The sequence below is a fragment of the Streptomyces sp. NPDC054932 genome (genome assembly GCF_053610205.1).
In genome coordinates this window covers 1-15,416 of sequence record NZ_JBSGXU010000189.1, presented here as the reverse complement: position 1 = coordinate 15,416, position 15,416 = coordinate 1, and the positions used below count along the sequence as shown (strand labels likewise).

General features: G+C 72.3%; 15 protein-coding genes. 10 read left to right on the top strand and 5 right to left on the bottom strand.

Translation table 11 applies throughout. The features are described from left to right. Nucleotides 1-48 precede the first annotated feature (48 nt). Together ACWGE1_RS33820 and ACWGE1_RS33815 are read right to left on the bottom strand one after the other, a co-directional pair. Nucleotides 49-741 (bottom strand): ABC transporter ATP-binding protein, encoded by a 693-nt coding sequence (locus tag ACWGE1_RS33820; protein WP_453424280.1) that lies wholly within the window; start codon nucleotides 739-741, stop codon nucleotides 49-51. Beyond that, nucleotides 738-1,823, bottom strand: a complete 1,086-nt coding sequence (locus ACWGE1_RS33815) for an ABC transporter permease (RefSeq protein ID WP_453424279.1) — start codon at nucleotides 1,821-1,823, stop codon at nucleotides 738-740. Before ACWGE1_RS33815 ends, ACWGE1_RS33820 begins: the two co-directional genes overlap by 4 nt. A gap of 134 nt (nucleotides 1,824-1,957) precedes the next feature. Here ACWGE1_RS33815 and ACWGE1_RS33810 point away from each other — a divergent pair, with 134 nt between their 5' ends. The 3 genes from ACWGE1_RS33810 to ACWGE1_RS33800 all read left to right on the top strand — a co-directional run bounded on the left by ACWGE1_RS33810 (nucleotide 1,958) and on the right by ACWGE1_RS33800 (nucleotide 4,456). Continuing rightward, nucleotides 1,958-3,250 carry a sensor histidine kinase gene (locus ACWGE1_RS33810; protein ID WP_453424278.1) on the top strand — a complete coding sequence of 431 codons (1,293 nt, stop codon included), beginning with the start codon at nucleotides 1,958-1,960 and terminating at the stop codon, nucleotides 3,248-3,250. Next, nucleotides 3,247-3,876, top strand: a complete 630-nt coding sequence (locus ACWGE1_RS33805) for a response regulator (protein ID WP_453424277.1) — start codon at nucleotides 3,247-3,249, stop codon at nucleotides 3,874-3,876. Before ACWGE1_RS33810 ends, ACWGE1_RS33805 begins: the two co-directional genes overlap by 4 nt. Before the next feature lie 103 nt (nucleotides 3,877-3,979). Continuing rightward, a complete protein-coding gene (locus ACWGE1_RS33800) occupies nucleotides 3,980-4,456 on the top strand; it encodes a hypothetical protein (RefSeq protein WP_453424276.1) in 477 nt (158 codons plus the stop codon). 36 nt (nucleotides 4,457-4,492) lie between these two features. On the opposite strand, the gene yczR is transcribed toward ACWGE1_RS33800, so the two are convergent. Then, nucleotides 4,493-5,980: a MocR-like transcription factor YczR gene (yczR, locus tag ACWGE1_RS33795; protein ID WP_453424275.1), complete on the bottom strand. Its 1,488-nt coding sequence runs from the start codon at nucleotides 5,978-5,980 to the stop codon at nucleotides 4,493-4,495. Nucleotides 5,981-6,068: 88 nt separating this feature from the next. Here yczR and ACWGE1_RS33790 point away from each other — a divergent pair, with 88 nt between their 5' ends. From ACWGE1_RS33790 to ACWGE1_RS33775, 4 genes are all read left to right on the top strand, one after another. Further along, nucleotides 6,069-6,251 carry a hypothetical protein gene (locus ACWGE1_RS33790; RefSeq protein WP_453424274.1) on the top strand — a complete coding sequence of 61 codons (183 nt, stop codon included), beginning with the start codon at nucleotides 6,069-6,071 and terminating at the stop codon, nucleotides 6,249-6,251. Further along, on the top strand, nucleotides 6,218-6,829 hold the full coding sequence (locus ACWGE1_RS33785) for a nucleotidyltransferase family protein (RefSeq protein ID WP_453424273.1): 612 nt from the start codon (nucleotides 6,218-6,220) through the stop codon (nucleotides 6,827-6,829). Before ACWGE1_RS33790 ends, ACWGE1_RS33785 begins: the two co-directional genes overlap by 34 nt. A 252-nt stretch (nucleotides 6,830-7,081) precedes the next feature. After that, nucleotides 7,082-8,701, top strand: a complete 1,620-nt coding sequence (gene aceB / locus ACWGE1_RS33780) for a malate synthase A (RefSeq protein ID WP_453424272.1) — start codon at nucleotides 7,082-7,084, stop codon at nucleotides 8,699-8,701. A 222-nt stretch (nucleotides 8,702-8,923) separates the two neighbouring features. Beyond that, the gene (locus ACWGE1_RS33775; protein ID WP_453424271.1) at nucleotides 8,924-10,201 is read left to right on the top strand and encodes a GDSL-type esterase/lipase family protein; all 1,278 of its coding nucleotides are present in this window, start codon (nucleotides 8,924-8,926) and stop codon (nucleotides 10,199-10,201) included. 89 nt (nucleotides 10,202-10,290) lie between these two features. On the opposite strand, the gene ACWGE1_RS33770 is transcribed toward ACWGE1_RS33775, so the two are convergent. After that, on the bottom strand, nucleotides 10,291-10,677 hold the full coding sequence (locus tag ACWGE1_RS33770) for a VOC family protein (RefSeq protein ID WP_453424270.1): 387 nt from the start codon (nucleotides 10,675-10,677) through the stop codon (nucleotides 10,291-10,293). Between the two features lie 165 nt (nucleotides 10,678-10,842). On the opposite strand from ACWGE1_RS33770, the gene ACWGE1_RS33765 reads away from it, so the two are divergent. The 3 genes from ACWGE1_RS33765 to ACWGE1_RS33755 all read left to right on the top strand — a co-directional run bounded on the left by ACWGE1_RS33765 (nucleotide 10,843) and on the right by ACWGE1_RS33755 (nucleotide 13,637). After that, nucleotides 10,843-11,847: an MTH938/NDUFAF3 family protein gene (locus ACWGE1_RS33765; RefSeq protein WP_453424269.1), complete on the top strand. Its 1,005-nt coding sequence runs from the start codon at nucleotides 10,843-10,845 to the stop codon at nucleotides 11,845-11,847. 70 nt (nucleotides 11,848-11,917) lie between these two features. Next, complete coding sequence (locus ACWGE1_RS33760; RefSeq protein ID WP_453424268.1) at nucleotides 11,918-12,859, top strand: alpha/beta fold hydrolase; 942 nt, start codon at nucleotides 11,918-11,920, stop codon at nucleotides 12,857-12,859. Nucleotides 12,860-12,899: 40 nt separating this feature from the next. Continuing rightward, nucleotides 12,900-13,637, top strand: a complete 738-nt coding sequence (locus tag ACWGE1_RS33755) for a MerR family transcriptional regulator (RefSeq protein ID WP_453424267.1) — start codon at nucleotides 12,900-12,902, stop codon at nucleotides 13,635-13,637. A gap of 25 nt (nucleotides 13,638-13,662) precedes the next feature. On the opposite strand, the gene ACWGE1_RS33750 is transcribed toward ACWGE1_RS33755, so the two are convergent. Then, entirely contained in the window at nucleotides 13,663-15,051 is a 1,389-nt protein-coding gene (locus ACWGE1_RS33750) for a nucleobase:cation symporter-2 family protein (protein ID WP_453424281.1), read from the bottom strand. Nucleotides 15,052-15,416: the final 365 nt, after the last annotated feature.

Here is a 15,416-nt window from a genome sequence, read left to right as displayed (position 1 = left end):
GGCCTTCCCCGTACGCGGGCCCAGAGCCCGCGGCTCAGGGCCCCTGGCTCAGGGCGCCGGGACCGGCTCCGGGCTGAGCGTCAGGCTGCCGTCCGTCATGGTCGCCGTCCGGTCCATCCGTTCCAGGTGGGCGTGGTCGTGCGTGACCAGCACCGTGGCGGTGGCGCGCTCCCGGGTCAGGGTGACCAGCAGGTCGAGCACGGCCGCGCCGCGCTCGTGGTCCAGCGCGCTCGTCGGCTCGTCGACCAGCAGCACCGCGGGCTCGTTCATCAGGGCGCGGGCTATGTTGACCCGCTGCCGCTGGCCGCCGGAGAGCTGGTGGGGCCGCTTGTCGGCCTTGTCGGCCAGGCCCACCGCGTCCAGCAGCTCCAGCGCGCGCCGGCGCTGGGCGCGCGCGGGGCGGCCGGAGAGGTGTGCCATGACCTGGAGCTGCTCGGCCGCGGTCAGCGAGGCCAGCAGGTTCGGCTGCTGGAAGACGATGCCGATCTTCTCCCGGCGCAGGGCCGACTTCTCGGCGGGGCCGAGCTCCGTGGTGTCCTGCCCGGCGACGACGACCCGGCCGGAATCCGGGGTGACGAGGGTGGCGGCGACCGCGAGCAGGCTGGACTTGCCGGAGCCGGAGGGTCCGATCACCGCCGTCAGGGTGCCCGCCGGGACCTCCAGGCGGACCGCGTCGAGGGCGGTGAGCCGGCTCTCACCGTCGGGGTAGGTCAGTGTGACGTCGTGGACGAGGAGGGTCATCGGGCGCTCCCGAGGGCGGTCAGCGGGTCGACGGCGGTGATCCGCCGGATGGACAGGGCAGCGCCCAGCGCGCCGAGCAGGATCATCACGGCGGCGGGGACGAGCACCGTGGCGGTGTCGAGGACGAAGGGCACGGGGCCGCCGCTGATCAGTGCGCCGAAGCCGGCGGCGAGCGCGGTGCCCAGCCCGGTGCCGATGGAGAGCATCACCACGGCCTGGCCGAGGGCGTCCTTCAGGAGGTACGGGGTGGAGGCGCCCAGGGCCTTCAGCACGGCGATGTCGGCGCTGCGCTGGATCGTCCACACCGTGAAGAAGGCCCCTATCACCAGGGCCGAGATCACGAAGAGGAAGCCGCGCATCAGCTGGAGCGAGCCGTTCTCGGCCTGGTACGAGCCGATGGCGCCCAGGGCCTCGTCCACGGTCCGGGCCTTGGTGGCGGCGGCCTTGTCCGCCGCGGCGAGGTCCACGCCGCTGCCGGAGACGGCGACGACGGTGGCGAGGGTGTCGATGGAGGTGCCGGGGTTGCCGATGCGCTGCCAGTCGCCCAGGTCCATCCAGACGACCGGGGTGTGGCTGTGGGCGGCGGTCCCGGACACCGCGGCCACGGTCAATTCGAGCGGGCCGATCTTGAGCTTGGCCCCGGCGGTCAGGCCGCCCAGCTCCTTCGCGGCCTTCTCGGCGAGGACCACCTGGCCCTGGGTGAGGCCGGCGTCACGCGGCGCGAGCCCCCCGGCGGATTCCACGCCGAAGACCGAGACCGCGGCGGTGCGCTCACCCGAGACGGCGTTGGTGGTGCGGATGCCGAGTGGCTCCGCCGACTTCACCCCGGGCTGTTCGCGCCAGGCGAGCCAGGCGGACTCGGGCACCTGCGAGTTGGTGAAGGACACTTTCTGGTCCCCGGTGGGCGCGGCGAAGGCCAGGTGCGAGGCGGGCAGGCCGGTGATGGCCGAGATGTTCTCCCGGGCCAGGCCGGAGGTGAGCCCGGACAGCAGACCGACCAGCAGTGTGATGAGCAGCACGACCGAACCCATGAGGGCGAAGCGGCCCTTGGCGAACCGTAGATCTCTCCATGCGACGAACATGTCCCCCACCTTGGTCTTCCGCGTGGACACAAGGCATCGCGCCACAGTAGTGATCCTCGTATCGAAGGGTGCGTCCGGACATCAAACTTTCGGTTGACCGGGGCCGGTCCGTCCCCACTTAGGCTGGTCCGGCCATGACTGCTCCCGTTTCCTCCGCTCGTTCCGCGCCGCCCGCCGCGCCCGCCGCGCCCTCGGCGCTCTCCGCGCCCGTCGCCGGCCCCTCCGCCTCCCGCGCGCTCACCCCCGTCTCCAAGGTGCTGCGGCTGTGCCTGCACGCGCTGTTCTTCGGGCTGCTCGCGCTCGCCGCCGGGCGGGCCGTCGCCGACTCCGCGCCCCGGGCCCCCTGGGTGATCACCGCCTGCGCGGTGCTGGCCGCCGTCTACGTGGGCGGCGTACGGGCCCCCGCCGTGCACAGCTCGCCGCGCGCCGGGGCGCTGTGGCTGACCGGGCTCGGTGCGGCGTGGGCGGCGCTGCTCGTGGTCTCCCCCGACGGGCTGTGGATCGCCTTCCCGCTGTACTTCCTGGAGCTGCACCTCCTGCGGCTGCGCTGGGGGGTCACGGCCGTCGCGGTGACCGCCTGCGCGGCCATCGGCGGATTCCTCGCGCACAGCAGCGCGGTGACTCCCGGCGCCTTCCTCGGGCCGCTGCTGGGCGGAGCGGTGGCGGTGGCGACCGTACTGGGCTACCAGGCGCTGTACCGCGAGAGCGAGCGCCGCCGGGAGCTGATCGAGGAGCTGATCACGACCCGGGCGGAGCTGGCCGCGGCCGAGCGGGGCGCCGGGATCCTGGCCGAGCGGGAGCGCCTCGCCCGGGAGATCCACGACACCCTCGCCCAGGGGCTTTCCTCGATCCAGCTGCTGCTGCGGGCCGCGGAGCGGGCGCTGCCCGAGGGGGCCCCGGCCCGGCCGCACATCGCCCGGGCCCGGGAGGCGGCCCAGGAGAACCTCGCCGAGGCGCGTCGCTTCGTACGGGCCCTCACCCCGCCGGACCTGGAGCACGGGTCGCTCGCGGCCGCGCTGGAACGGCTCTGCGCGGGGGTTCCGGGGCCGCGCGTGCGGTTCTCGCTGACCGGCAGCCCGCGGGTGCTGCCCACCCCGTACGAGGTGGCCCTGCTGCGGATCGCGCAGTCGGCGCTGGCCAATGTGGTGCGGCACGCGCGGGCCGGACGCGCCGAGATCACCCTGACGTTCATGGACGCCTCGGTCACCCTCGACATCGTGGACGACGGGCACGGCTTCGACCCGTCCTCGGTCACCTCCGGCTCGGGCGACGGCGGCTTCGGGCTGCCCGCCATGCGCTCGCGCGCCGAGACCCTGGGCGGGCTGTTCACGGTGGAGTCCGCCCCCGGGCAGGGCACCGCCGTGGCCGTCACCCTGCCGCTGCCCCTGGAACATCTGGAACACACGGACCCCGTGGAGGCCCTGTGACCATCCGTCTCCTGCTCGCCGACGACCACCCGGTGGTCCGGGCCGGGCTGCGCGCGGTGCTGGACACCGAACCGGACTTCGCGGTGGTAGCCGAGGCCGCGACCGCCGAGCGGGCGGTGGAGCTGGCCGCCGGGGAGCCGGTGGACGTGGTGCTGATGGACCTGCAGTTCGGGCCCGGTATGCACGGTTCCGAGGCGACGGCCCTGATCACCGCCCGCCCGGGGGCGCCCCGGGTGCTGGTGCTGACCACGTACGACACCGACGCGGACATCCTGGCGGCGGTGGAGGCGGGCGCCTCGGGCTACCTGCTGAAGGACGCCCCGCCGGAGGAGCTCGCGGCGGCCGTCCGTACGGCCGCGGCGGGCCAGTCGGCGCTGGCCCCGGCGGTGGCGCTGCGCCTGATGGACCGGATGCGGACCCCGGCGCAGGCGCTGACGAAGCGGGAGCTGGAAGTGCTCCAGCTGGTCGCGGACGGGCTGTCGAACCAGCAGATCTCCAAGAAGCTCTTCCTCAGCCAGGCCACGGTCAAGTCCCACCTGGTGCACATCTACGCCAAGCTCGGCGTCGACTCCCGCACCTCGGCGGTCGCGGCAGCCGCCACCCGCCGCCTGATCCGCACGCCGTAGGGGGCTGGCCCCAGGGCCGATGCGCGGGGCTGCAGGCGGGTGCCGGGCGCGGGCCCGCGGGAGCATCGGGGTGTCGACGCCCCCTCACGAGAGCGAGCCCCCGATGCCTGCCACCTCCGTCCCGGCGCACCCGGCCGCGGGGCGCCGAAGCCCCGGCCCGCCGCCCGCCGTCGTGCGGGCCGCCTTCGCGCTCTGGGTCACGGCCGTGGCCGCCGGTGCCTTCGAGACCGCCCTGATGGTCGGCCGGGCTCCGGCCGGGGAGTCGGGCGTGGGTCTTGCGGTGCGGCTGGCCGTGTTCACCGCCGCCGTGCTGGTCGCCGTACGTATGCGCCGCGGCGCCGGCTGGGCCCGGGCCACCCTGGCCGTCGGCCTCGGCGTCCTCGGCAGCGCCTCGCTCGTGGTCGGACCGCTGGGGTACCTCCTCGGCGGCGGTTCGCTCTCCGACGCGCTGGCCCGCGCGGGCGCCTTCGAATGGGTCTTCGGCATCAGCCGGACCGTCCATCCGGCGGCCGTTCTCACGGCGGTGGTCCTGATGTTCCGCCCGGCGGCGAACGCCCACTTCCGCCGCGCGGCCGGGTAAGGGCCGCACGGGGCAGGTCTCGGAGGCTGTCTCCCGCTACGCCACCCAGTGCGGGCGCTCCACCGCCGACGGCAGCGGGATCCCGTCGTGGAAGGCGCTCGCGAGACGGCGGATGCCCTCGTCCAGGCGGTCCGCGGGGAGCGTGTAGGGAATCCGGAGCCGGTGTTCGAAGGTGCCCGGGTCCACCCCGAAGCGGGCGCCGCGGCCGATGTGGACACCGGCCGCCGCGGCCCGGTCGGCCAGGGCGGAGCTCACCGGCTCGCCGAGGTCGACCCAGAGCGAGAGCCCGCCCGGCGGGACCTGCCAGGACCATTCCGGGGTGTGCCGCTGGAGCGATGCCACCAGGGCCTCGCGCTGGATCCTCAGCTGTGCGAGGCGTGCGGGCAGGGAGCGTTCCATGCCCTCCAGCAGCGGGAGGGCGACCAGCTGGTCGAGCACCGAGCCGGTCATGTCGGCGGAGACCCGGACGGCCGTCAGCTCGGTGATCATCTTCGCGCCGGCCCGGATCCAGCCGACGCGCAGCCCGCCCCAGTGCGTCTTGCTGAGGGAGCCGATGGTCACCACGTGGTCGGCGCCGCCGCGCGGGGCCAGCGAGGCCAGGGGCCTGGGCGCCGGGACGTCGAGCGCGATGTCGGCGATGGTCTCGTCGACCACCAGCCAGGTGCCGGTGCGCCGGGTCGCCGCGAGCAGCCGCAGTCGCTGCTCGTCGGGCATCAGGGCGCCCGTCGGGTTGTGGAAGTCGGGGATCACGTACGCCAGCCTCGGCACGGTCTGGCGCAGGGTGGACTCGGCGATCTCCAGGTCCCAGCCGCTCTCGGAGACGGCGATGGAGCCCATGCGCAGCCGGGCGTGGCGCAGGGCGTCCAGGGCGTTGGCGTAGGTGGGGTTCTCGGTGACGACCCGGTCGCCGGCCCGGCAGAGCAGGCTGACGACGAGGGTGAAGGCATGCTGGGCGCCGGAGGTGACGAGGATCTGCTCGGGGCGGGTGGGCAGTCCGCGCCGGGTGAACCGGTCGGCGACGGCCGTCCGCAGGTCGGGCAGGCCGAAGGGGTGGTAGCCGGGCGTCCGGGCGGCCGTGGGGAGTCTCGGCGCGGCCCGGGCGAGGGCGTCGGCGAGGATGCCGTCCGGGGCGCCCATGGCGGCGATGGCCAGGTCGATGCCCGGTTCGCCGTCGGCGCTGTGGCCGCCGGCCCCGAGGAGGGCGTGGGCCCCGACCGGGCGGTGGCCCTCGGGGAGCTCGGTCCAGGTGCCGGAGCCGCGCCGGCTGCGGACGTAGCCGCTCTCGCGCAGCAGGTCGTAGGCGCCGGTGACGGTGGCCCGGCTGGCGCCGACCGCGTCGGCGAGTTCGCGTTCGGCGGGCAGCCGGACGTGCAGGGCGATGCGGCCGTCGAGGATCAGCGTGCGGACGGCGTCGGCGAGCGCCCGGTAGCCGGGGCGGGCCAGGACCTCGGCGGGCAGCAGGGCCGCGAGCTGGCGGCTGCCGATGGTTCTGTCCGCTGTCTGGACCACTCGCCCGTTTGCCATGCCAACCTCCCCTGATTGGCTCTGACGGCCAGGCCAATCGAGGACCAGACTCGCCTTATTGGCCCCCGATTGGCAAGGAGACGGCGAGATGCTGACCGACCGTGACGAACGTGCCCTGCTGGCCGCCACCGAGAACCGGATCGCCCGTCCGCTGCGGATCGGTGCCGCACTGGCCTCCGTACGCCGCTCCCTGGCACGGCGGTCACCCGGTTTCGCGCAGGAGCGAGAATCGGTGGCATGTCAGCCAACGCACACTCCGATTCACCCCTGATCGCGGGCCTGCTCCTGGCCGCCGGCGGTGGCCGCCGGCTCGGCGGGCGACCCAAGGCCCTGCTCCCCTTCCGCGGCCGTCCGCTGGTCGAGAACGCGGTACGGGTCCTGCGCGAGGCGGGCTGCGGCCCGGTGCACGTGGTGCTCGGCGCCTCGGCGTCCGAGGTCCGCGAGCGCGCGGACCTGGCCGGCTGCGTGGTCGTGGACAACCCGGACTGGGCCGAGGGGATGGGCTCCTCGCTGCGGGTCGGCCTCGCCTCGCTGGCCGGTACGGGCGCCCGCGCGGCCCTGGTCTCGCTGGTGGACCAGCCGGGCATCGGCCCGGCGGCCGTGGCCCGGGTGCTGGAGGCTTACCGCTCCCCCGCGAGCCTGGCGGCGGCGGCGTACGACGGGGAGCGCGGCCACCCCGTGCTGTTCGGCGCGGACCGCTGGGCCGACATCGCGGCGGCGGCGACCGGCGACAAGGGCGCGCGGGTGCATCTTGCACGACATGCCGGAGAGCTCATGCTGGTGGAGTGCTCGGACATCGCGGAGGCCTTCGACATCGACACGCCGCCCGACCTGGTACGACTCCTCTGAGCACGGTGTGACGGCAATGGCACTGAGGGCCACCGGGAAGCGGAATCTGTCGACTCAGAGAATCTCGACATCAACAAACCATTGAACTTCCACCATGAGGAAATTACTATCCACTGGTCAGAAGCGCCCTGAACCCACAGACGGCGCCCGCGACCGTATCCCGGAACTCTCCACACCCGACGGCACTGCGTGCCGTCTCGCGCGAGCATTCCCCCGCGGCCGCCAGGCACCGCCGCTGAAGGAGTGACAGATATGTCCGCACCAGCGCCGTCCCCGCTGGCCATCGTCGACGCCGAGCCCCTGCCCCGGCAGGACGAAGTCCTCACCGAAGCGGCCCTCGCCTTCGTGGCCGAGCTTCACCGGCGGTTCGCCCCCCGCCGCGCCGAGCTCCTCGCCCGTCGCGGCGAGCGCCGCGCCGAGATCGCCCGGACCTCCACCCTCGACTTCCTCCCGGACACCGCACAGGTCCGCGAGGGCGACTGGAAGGTGGCGCCGGCCCCGGCCGCGCTGAACGACCGCCGTGTGGAGATCACCGGTCCGACGGACCGCAAGATGACCATCAACGCCCTGAACTCGGGCGCCAAGGTCTGGCTCGCCGACTTCGAGGACGCCTCCGCTCCCACCTGGGAGAACGTCGTCCTCGGCCAGCTCAACCTCATCGACGCCTACGAGCGTCGCATCGACTTCACCGACCCCCGCACCGGCAAGGCGTACGCCCTGAAGCCCGCCGCGGAGCTGGCGACCGTGGTCATGCGGCCGCGCGGCTGGCACCTGGAGGAGCGTCACCTGCGGTTCGAGGGCGGCCCGGCCTCCGGCTCGCTCGTGGACTTCGGGCTCTACTTCTTCCACAACGCGAAGCGCCTGATCGACCTCGGCAAGGGTCCGTACTTCTACCTGCCGAAGACGGAGTCGCACCTGGAGGCGCGCCTCTGGAACGAGATCTTCGTCTTCGCCCAGGACTACGTCGGCATCCCCCAGGGCACCGTCCGCGCGACCGTCCTCATCGAGACGATCACCGCCGCATACGAGATGGAGGAGATCCTCTACGAGCTGCGCGACCACGCGGCGGGCCTGAACGCGGGCCGCTGGGACTACCTGTTCTCCATCGTGAAGAACTTCCGTGACGGCGGCGAGAAGTTCGTCCTGCCGGACCGCAACGCGGTGACGATGACCGCCCCGTTCATGCGTGCGTACACCGAACTGCTGGTCCGCACCTGCCACAAGCGCGGCGCGCACGCCATCGGCGGCATGGCCGCCTTCATCCCGTCCCGCAAGGACGCCGAGGTCAACAAGGTCGCGTTCGAGAAGGTCAAGGCCGACAAGGACCGCGAGGCCGGCGACGGCTTCGACGGCTCCTGGGTCGCCCACCCCGACCTGGTCCCGATCGCGATGGCCTCCTTCGACGCGGTGCTCGGCGAGAAGCCGAACCAGAAGGACCGGCTGCGCGAGGACGTCTCGGTGGCCCCGGGCGAGCTCATCGCGATCGACTCGCTGGACGCGAAGCCGACGTACGAGGGCCTGCGCAACGCGGTTCAGGTCGGCATCCGCTACATCGAGGCCTGGCTGCGCGGCCTCGGCGCCGTCGGCATCTTCGGCCTGATGGAGGACGCGGCCACCGCCGAGATCTCGCGCTCGCAGATCTGGCAGTGGATCAACGCGGGCGTCGTGTTCGAGAACGGCGAGACGGCCACGGCAGAGCTGACCCGCAGGATCGCGGCCGAGGAACTGACCGCCATCCGCGCCGAGGTCGGCGAGGATGCCTTCACGTCCGGCAAGTGGCAGCAGGCCCACGACCTCCTCCTGCAGGTCTCCCTGGACGCGGACTACGCGGACTTCCTGACGCTTCCCGCGTACGAGCAGCTGGTCGGCTGACACCCGGATTCGACCGGAACGCACAGCGGTCGAACCCGACGGCTCCGCCCCCGTCGCCTCACGGCACGGGGGCGGAGCCGTTTGCATTCCACAACGCGACACCTCACCGGGCGCTCCCTGACGGCCCGACAGGAACCGGATCCCCGAACGACCGGTCGGTTGTTACTTGTTCGTAACTTGCCTGTACCTAGCGGTAACAAGTGGGCCCGTGTCACCTTTCCGATGCCACCGGCCGGCGGTACCCCCACTTCCCAGCCACGCGACGCAGTCGTCGCCGACTTCGGCGTGGCCGAACGCAGGAGTTCCGCAGTGATCGGATTCCGCAACGTCAGCAAGGACCGGGACCGCAGTCGGGTGCGACGACTGGCCGGGGCCGGAGTGGTCGTGCCGCTCGCCGTCAGCGCGCTGCTCGCCGGCGGAGCCGGAACCTCCGCCGCCAGCCCCGGGAACGGACCCACCGCCGTGGTGTCCATGGGTGACAGCTACATCTCCGGCGAGGCCGGACGCTGGAAGGGCAACAGCCTCACCAACAGCGGGAGCCGCAACGGGACCGACCGGGGCTGGGTCAGCGGCAGCACCTACGACCCCGCCAAGGTCTACGGGACCACCGCCGGCGGCTGTCACCGGTCCGACTCGGCCGAGGTCCGCAGCGCAGGGGCGATCGCCGACGTCGCCGTGAACCTGGCCTGCTCCGGCGCGGTCTCGGACAACGTCTTCCGCGCCTCCAACGGCGGAGTCGCCTACAAGGGCGAGGCCCCGCAGGCCGATCAGCTCGCGGCGGTGGCCGCGAGCCACAACGTCAAGATCATCGCCCTGTCCATCGGCGGGAACGACCTCGGCTTCGCCGACATCATCAAGGACTGCGCCCTCGACTTCGTCATCTGGAACTCCTACTGCTACGACGACCAGCAGTACGGCGTCGACCAGAAGATCGACGGGGTCATGGCCAAGGTCGGCAAGTCCGTGGACGAGATCCGGGCCGTGATGCGGGCGGCCGGGTACGCCGATTCCTCGTACCGGATCGTGCTGCAGTCCTACCCGTCGCCGATCCCGCGCGGCGCGGAGAACCGGTACACGCAGAGCGACTGGAGCCGGCTCAACACGGGCGGCTGCCCCTTCTGGAACCGGGACTCCGACTGGGCGCGGGACTCGCTCGTGCCGCAGATGGCGGACCGGATCAAGGGCGTCGCGGCGGCCAAGGGCGTGCAGTTCCTGGACCTGCGGGACATGATGCAGGGCCGTGAGGTGTGCGCGAAGGCGAGCAAGCAGGTGAGCTCCACGGTGCCCGCCTCGGCGAGGACGAGCGAGTGGGCGCGCTGGATCGACAACAACGAGACGCAGGGGCCGATCCAGGAGTCCATGCACCCGAACCACTACGGCCAGCTGGCCGCGGGCCGCTGCCTGGCCCTGGTCGTCGCCCAGCCCGCGAGCTCCGGCTTCAGCTGCAAGAACACCGCGGGCGGGGACCAGACGGGCATGTTCCTGACCCCGGCCTCCTGACGAGAACGTGAACGGCCCCGCCCGGCCCGGAGGGGGTGGGCGGGGCCGTACCGGCGGGGCGTTCGCCTCGGGTCAGCCGGGTCAGGGGGTCAGGGGCCCCCGTCGAGCACCGCGAGGATGTTGCCCGCCGGGTCCTTGAACCAGGCGATGGTGGGCATGCCGCCCTCACCGTGCACGATGCCCTTGGCGTCCGCCTCGAAGCCCTCGTAGCGCTCGAATCCGACACCGCGGGCGGTGAGCTCGTCGACGGCCCGCTCGACGTCGTCCACGGGAAAATTCAAGATCGTGAAGCTCGCGGGCCGGTGGTCCTCCTTCGGATAGACCAGGACCGTGGTGTCACCCGCGAGGTGCAGGCGGAGCAGGCCCATCTCCCCGTCCTGCGAGACGCGCAGGCCGAGGGTCGTGCCGTAGAACTCCCTGGCCCTGTCCAGGTCGTCGACCGCGAATCCGCTGAATGCCCTGCTGTCCTCGAACATGGCTGTTCCCTCGATCCGACGCCACCGAAGCGTCCGACGTGTCCGACGTGTGCGACGCGCCCCTCTTCCCATCGTCCCCCCGCGGTGGCCGAGCGGCGATTCCGCACCCGGCACCCGCGGGAAAACGGGATGATCGGCGCGTCACGGACTGGCATGCTCGGGCCCATGGCAGCTCGCACCGCACGTCCCAGTCTCTACATCTCCGTCGACATCGAGGCCGACGGACCCATTCCCGGACCGTATTCGATGATCAGCTTCGGGGCGGCGGTCGCGGGCCGGCAGGACGGAGCCTCGTACACGGCGGCCGATCCCGAAAAGCACACCTTCTACCGGGAATTGCGCCCCATCAGTGAGGAGTTCGTGCCCGCGGCGCTGGCCGTCAGCGGGCTGGACCGCGACCGGCTGGTGCGCGAGGGCGCCGATCCGGCGGTGGCCATGGCCGAGTTCTGCGCGTGGGTACGGGAGGTGTCCGCGGGGGCGCAGCCGGTGATGTGCGGCTATCCGGCCTCCTTCGACTGGACCTTCCTGTACTGGTACCTGATCCGGTTCGGCGGGGACAGCCCCTTCGGCCACTCCGGCTGCCTGGACATGAAAACCCTCTACGCGACGAAGGCGCGGGTGCCGCTGCGGGCGGCCGTGAAGGGCCGGATGCCGCGCGGACTGCTGTCGAAGCGCCGCCACACGCACCACGCCCTGGACGACGCGATCGAACAGGCCGAGCTGATGAGCAATCTGATGCAGTGGAATCCCCGGGTGACCACGCCGACTGAGCCGGCGACGCCCGCCACGGCGGGGACGGCGGCCTCGGATCGCTCCCCGCTCGTCACTCACCTCTCCTGGGGCCGGATCGAGGTCGAAGGGCTGGCGCCCGGCAAGGACTTCAGGCTCTACCCGGGCGGCGGCCGTCCCTGGGACTGGTCCGAGCACGGCACGCGGCACGACCCCGGCATCCAGCCGCAGGAGGTGCGCGAGCTCCTCGACCTCGGGGTGAGCGCGGTGGTCCTGAGCCGTGGCATGGAAAAGCGCCTCGGGGTCGCACCGCAGACGCTGGAAGTGCTCCGGGCGGCGGGGGTCGAGGTGCACGTGGAGGAGACGCCCGCGGCCGTGGAGGTATACAACCGGCTGGCCGCGACCGAGCGGGTCGGCGGGCTCTTCCACTCGACCTGCTGAGCGCAGCGCGCGGCAACGGCTGCGGAAGCGGCTTGACCCTGACCCTGCGTCAGGGTTGGAGTCTGGTCGCATGACGAACGACATCACTTCCCCGGCCCGGCCCGCCCCGCCGCTCGGAGGGTTCCAGGAGACGGAAGGCCGCAGCATCTTCGTGCACCGCTCGGGCAGCGGCGGACCGGCCGTGGTGTTCCTGCCGGGCGCCAGTGCGGTCGGCCTGGACTATTTCGGCGTCCAGCAGGAGGTCGCGCAGTTCACCACCGCCGTTGTGTACGACCGCGGCGGCACGGGCTACAGCGATCCCCTTCCGCTGCCGCGCACCGCCACCGCGGTCGCCACGGAACTGCGCGCGCTGCTGCGGGCCCAGGACATCCCGGCCCCGTACGTGCTGGTGCCGCACTCCCTCGGGGGCTTCTACGCACACCGGTTCGCGCAGTTGTACCCGCAGGACGTGGCGGGGCTCGTCTGGCTGGACGCCTTCCACCGCGACTGGGACGACTTCATGCCCGTCGCGGCGAGCCTGGCCGCGGTGGAGCGGATGGCACCGGGCCGGGAGCAGCTGGAACGGATGCGTCCGGCCCTGCGCGAGATGAGGACCGAGTTGCTCGCGGACTATCCGGAGCACGTGCGGCGGGCGCTGGTCGATGCCAAGGCGAGTGACGCGTGGACCCGCGCCGGCATCGCCGAGCGCACCGGGCTGGCCGCCGTCGCCGCCGAACTGCGGGCCGGGCCGCCCGTTCCCGACGTACCGGTGGTCGCTGTCGGCGTGCTGGGCGACGACCCCGCCCTGCAGGCGCTGACGTCGGAGCGGACGGTGCAGGAGATGAACGACGGCAAGGCGAGGATGGACGCGGCCCTGGTGAAGGCGGTCTCGCACGGGGAACAGCGCATCGTCTCGGACACGAGTCACCACCGGCTCTGCTTCGACCGCCCCGACGCCGTGGTCCGGGCGGTCCGCGACGTCGTCGACCGGGCCCGCGCCGCCCGGGAGGATCCGAAGGGGACGACTGCCTAGACTCAACACGACCCCGCTGTACGGAGACCCGAGGAGGACGGTGCTCACGATCAGTCAGTTGGCGGCGACCGCCGGGGTGACCGTGCGCACCGTTCGCCACTACCACCACGTCGGCCTGTTGCCCGAGCCCGGGCGCGATGCCTCCGGCTATCGGCGGTACAGCGCGCAGGCCGCGGTGGATCTGATCCGGATCAGGACCCTCGCCGATGCGGGGGTGCCGCTGGCCCGTATCGACGCCCTGCTGCACGCGCAGCCGACCGAGTTCGCCGCGGCCGTCACGGACATCGACGCCGGGCTGCGGCGCAGGATCGACGAACTCACCGAGTACCGCCGCCGGATCGCCGAACTGGACAGCGGCGAGAAGCTGGTCCTGCCCTGCGAGGTGGTCGCCCTCCTGGACCGGATGCGCGCTCTCGGGATCGGCGAACAGCGGGTACGGCTGGAGCGCGACGCGTGGATCCTGATGCAGGCGCTGGACCCGCAGGCCGTGCCACAGCGGCTACGGGAGAAGAACGCCGGCCTCGACGACCCCGAGACGACGCGGCTCTACCTGGCCTGTGATCAATCGGTCGACTGGGACCCGGACGATCCACGCCTGGACCGGCTCATCGACGACCTGGACGCATGGGAGATCGCACACGCACGGGGCGGCAGTCGGCCGGGGTACCTGAAGCTGGTCTCCTCCCGGATCTCCGAGGCGTCACCGGCCTGGCAGCGCATCGTCGGCGCCCTCGACCACCGTGCCGAACGGCGGCGGACCGCCGGGCACGGCGGCTGAGGCCGGCCCGGCGGTCCGGCGCCGGTCAGTGCACCGGCACCGGTTCGGGGGTGGCGGCGGCCGCGCCCCTCCTGGCTCCGAGGTGGTTGAAGGCCAGGTTCAGCAGGATGGCCACCACGCAGCCGGTGCTGATGCCGGAGTCGAGGACGACCAGCAGGTCCTTCGGGAAGGCGTGGTAGAACTCCGGCGCGGCGATCGGGATCAGGCCGATGCCCACGGAGGCGGCGACGATCAGGGCGTTCTCGCCCTTCTCCATGGCCGCCCCGGCCAGGGTCTGGATGCCGCTGGCCGCGACCGAGCCGAAGAGGACGATGCCGGCGCCGCCGAGGACCGGGAGCGGGACCACTCCGATGACGGAGGCCGCCATGGGGCACAGGCCCAGCAGGATCAGGATGCCGCCGCCCGCGGCGACGACGAAGCGGCTGCGCACCTTCGTCATGGCGACCAGCCCGATGTTCTGGGCGAAGGCGCTGCACATGAACCCGTTGAAGAGCGGGCTGATCGCACTGCCGAGGGTGTCGGCGCGCAGGCCGCCCGCGATGGTCCCCGCGTCCGCCGGCCGTCCGACGATCTTGCCCAGCGCCAGGATGTCGGCGGTGGACTCGGTCATGCAGACCAGCATGACGATGCACATCGAGATGATGGCAGCGATCTGGAACTGCGGGGCGCCGAAGTGGAAGGGGGTCGGGAAGCCGACCACCGACGCGTTCTTGACGGCGTCGAAGCTGGTCATGCCGAGGGGCAGGGCGATCAGCGTGCCCGCGACCAGGCCGAGCAGGATGGATATCTGCTGGAGGAAGCCGCGCAGGAACTTGCGCATCAGCAGGACGATGACCAGGGTGAGCGCGGCCATGCCGATGTTCTGCATGGAGCCGTAGTCGGTGGCGGTGCGGTTGCCGCCCTGCGACCAGTTGAAGGCGACGGGCAGGAGCGAGACGCCGATGAGGGTGATGACCGTGCCCGTCACGACCGGCGGGAAGAAGCGGACGAGCTTGCCGAAGTAGGGGGCGGCGAGGAAGCCGACGACCCCGGCAACGATGATCGCGCCGAAGATGATGGGAAGGGCGTTGTCCCCCTCCCCCTTGCCGATCGCGATCATCGGGGTCACACCGGCGAAGGAAACCCCGTTGACGAAGGGGAGTTTGGCGCCGACCTTCCAGAATCCGAGGGTCTGGAGGAGGGTCGCGAGGCCGGCGGTGAAGAGCGAGGCGCCCATCAGGAACGCGGTCTCGGTGGCGGAGAGCCCGACGGCAGGGCCGACGATCATGGGCGGGGCAACGACACCCGCGTACATGGCGGCCACGTGCTGGAGACCGCTCGTGAACATTTTCAGGGGAGGCAGGGTCTCGTCGACCGGATGCTTCTCCTCCGGTACTGCGACTGCATCTTTGCGAAACCTGGGCGCCTGGGCCACGGCTTCCTCCGTTCGGTTGAACACGTCGGCAGGGACGTGGTGTCTTGGAGGTGGTGCGAAAGCGGTGCGAGTCGAGCCTTTATGCAGTTGTGGGTGGTGCGAATGCTTGTCCCAAGGGGTGCAGAAACGATTCGCCCGAGCATCGGTTCCGCGCTGCGGCCCGGCCCGGGACCCCCGGCAGGAGCCGGATCGGGTCATGAGCCGAGGGTGCCGCGGCCATGGCGCGGCCATGGCGCGGCCATGGCGCGCCGCAGGGCTGGTGGCACGAGTCACCGCACCCGGGGGCGCCTTCGGATTTCCTCGGGCGCGCCCCGGGAACGGCTGCCCGCGGACCCCGCTCGGGTCCGCGGCTGCCGGCCGGGGGC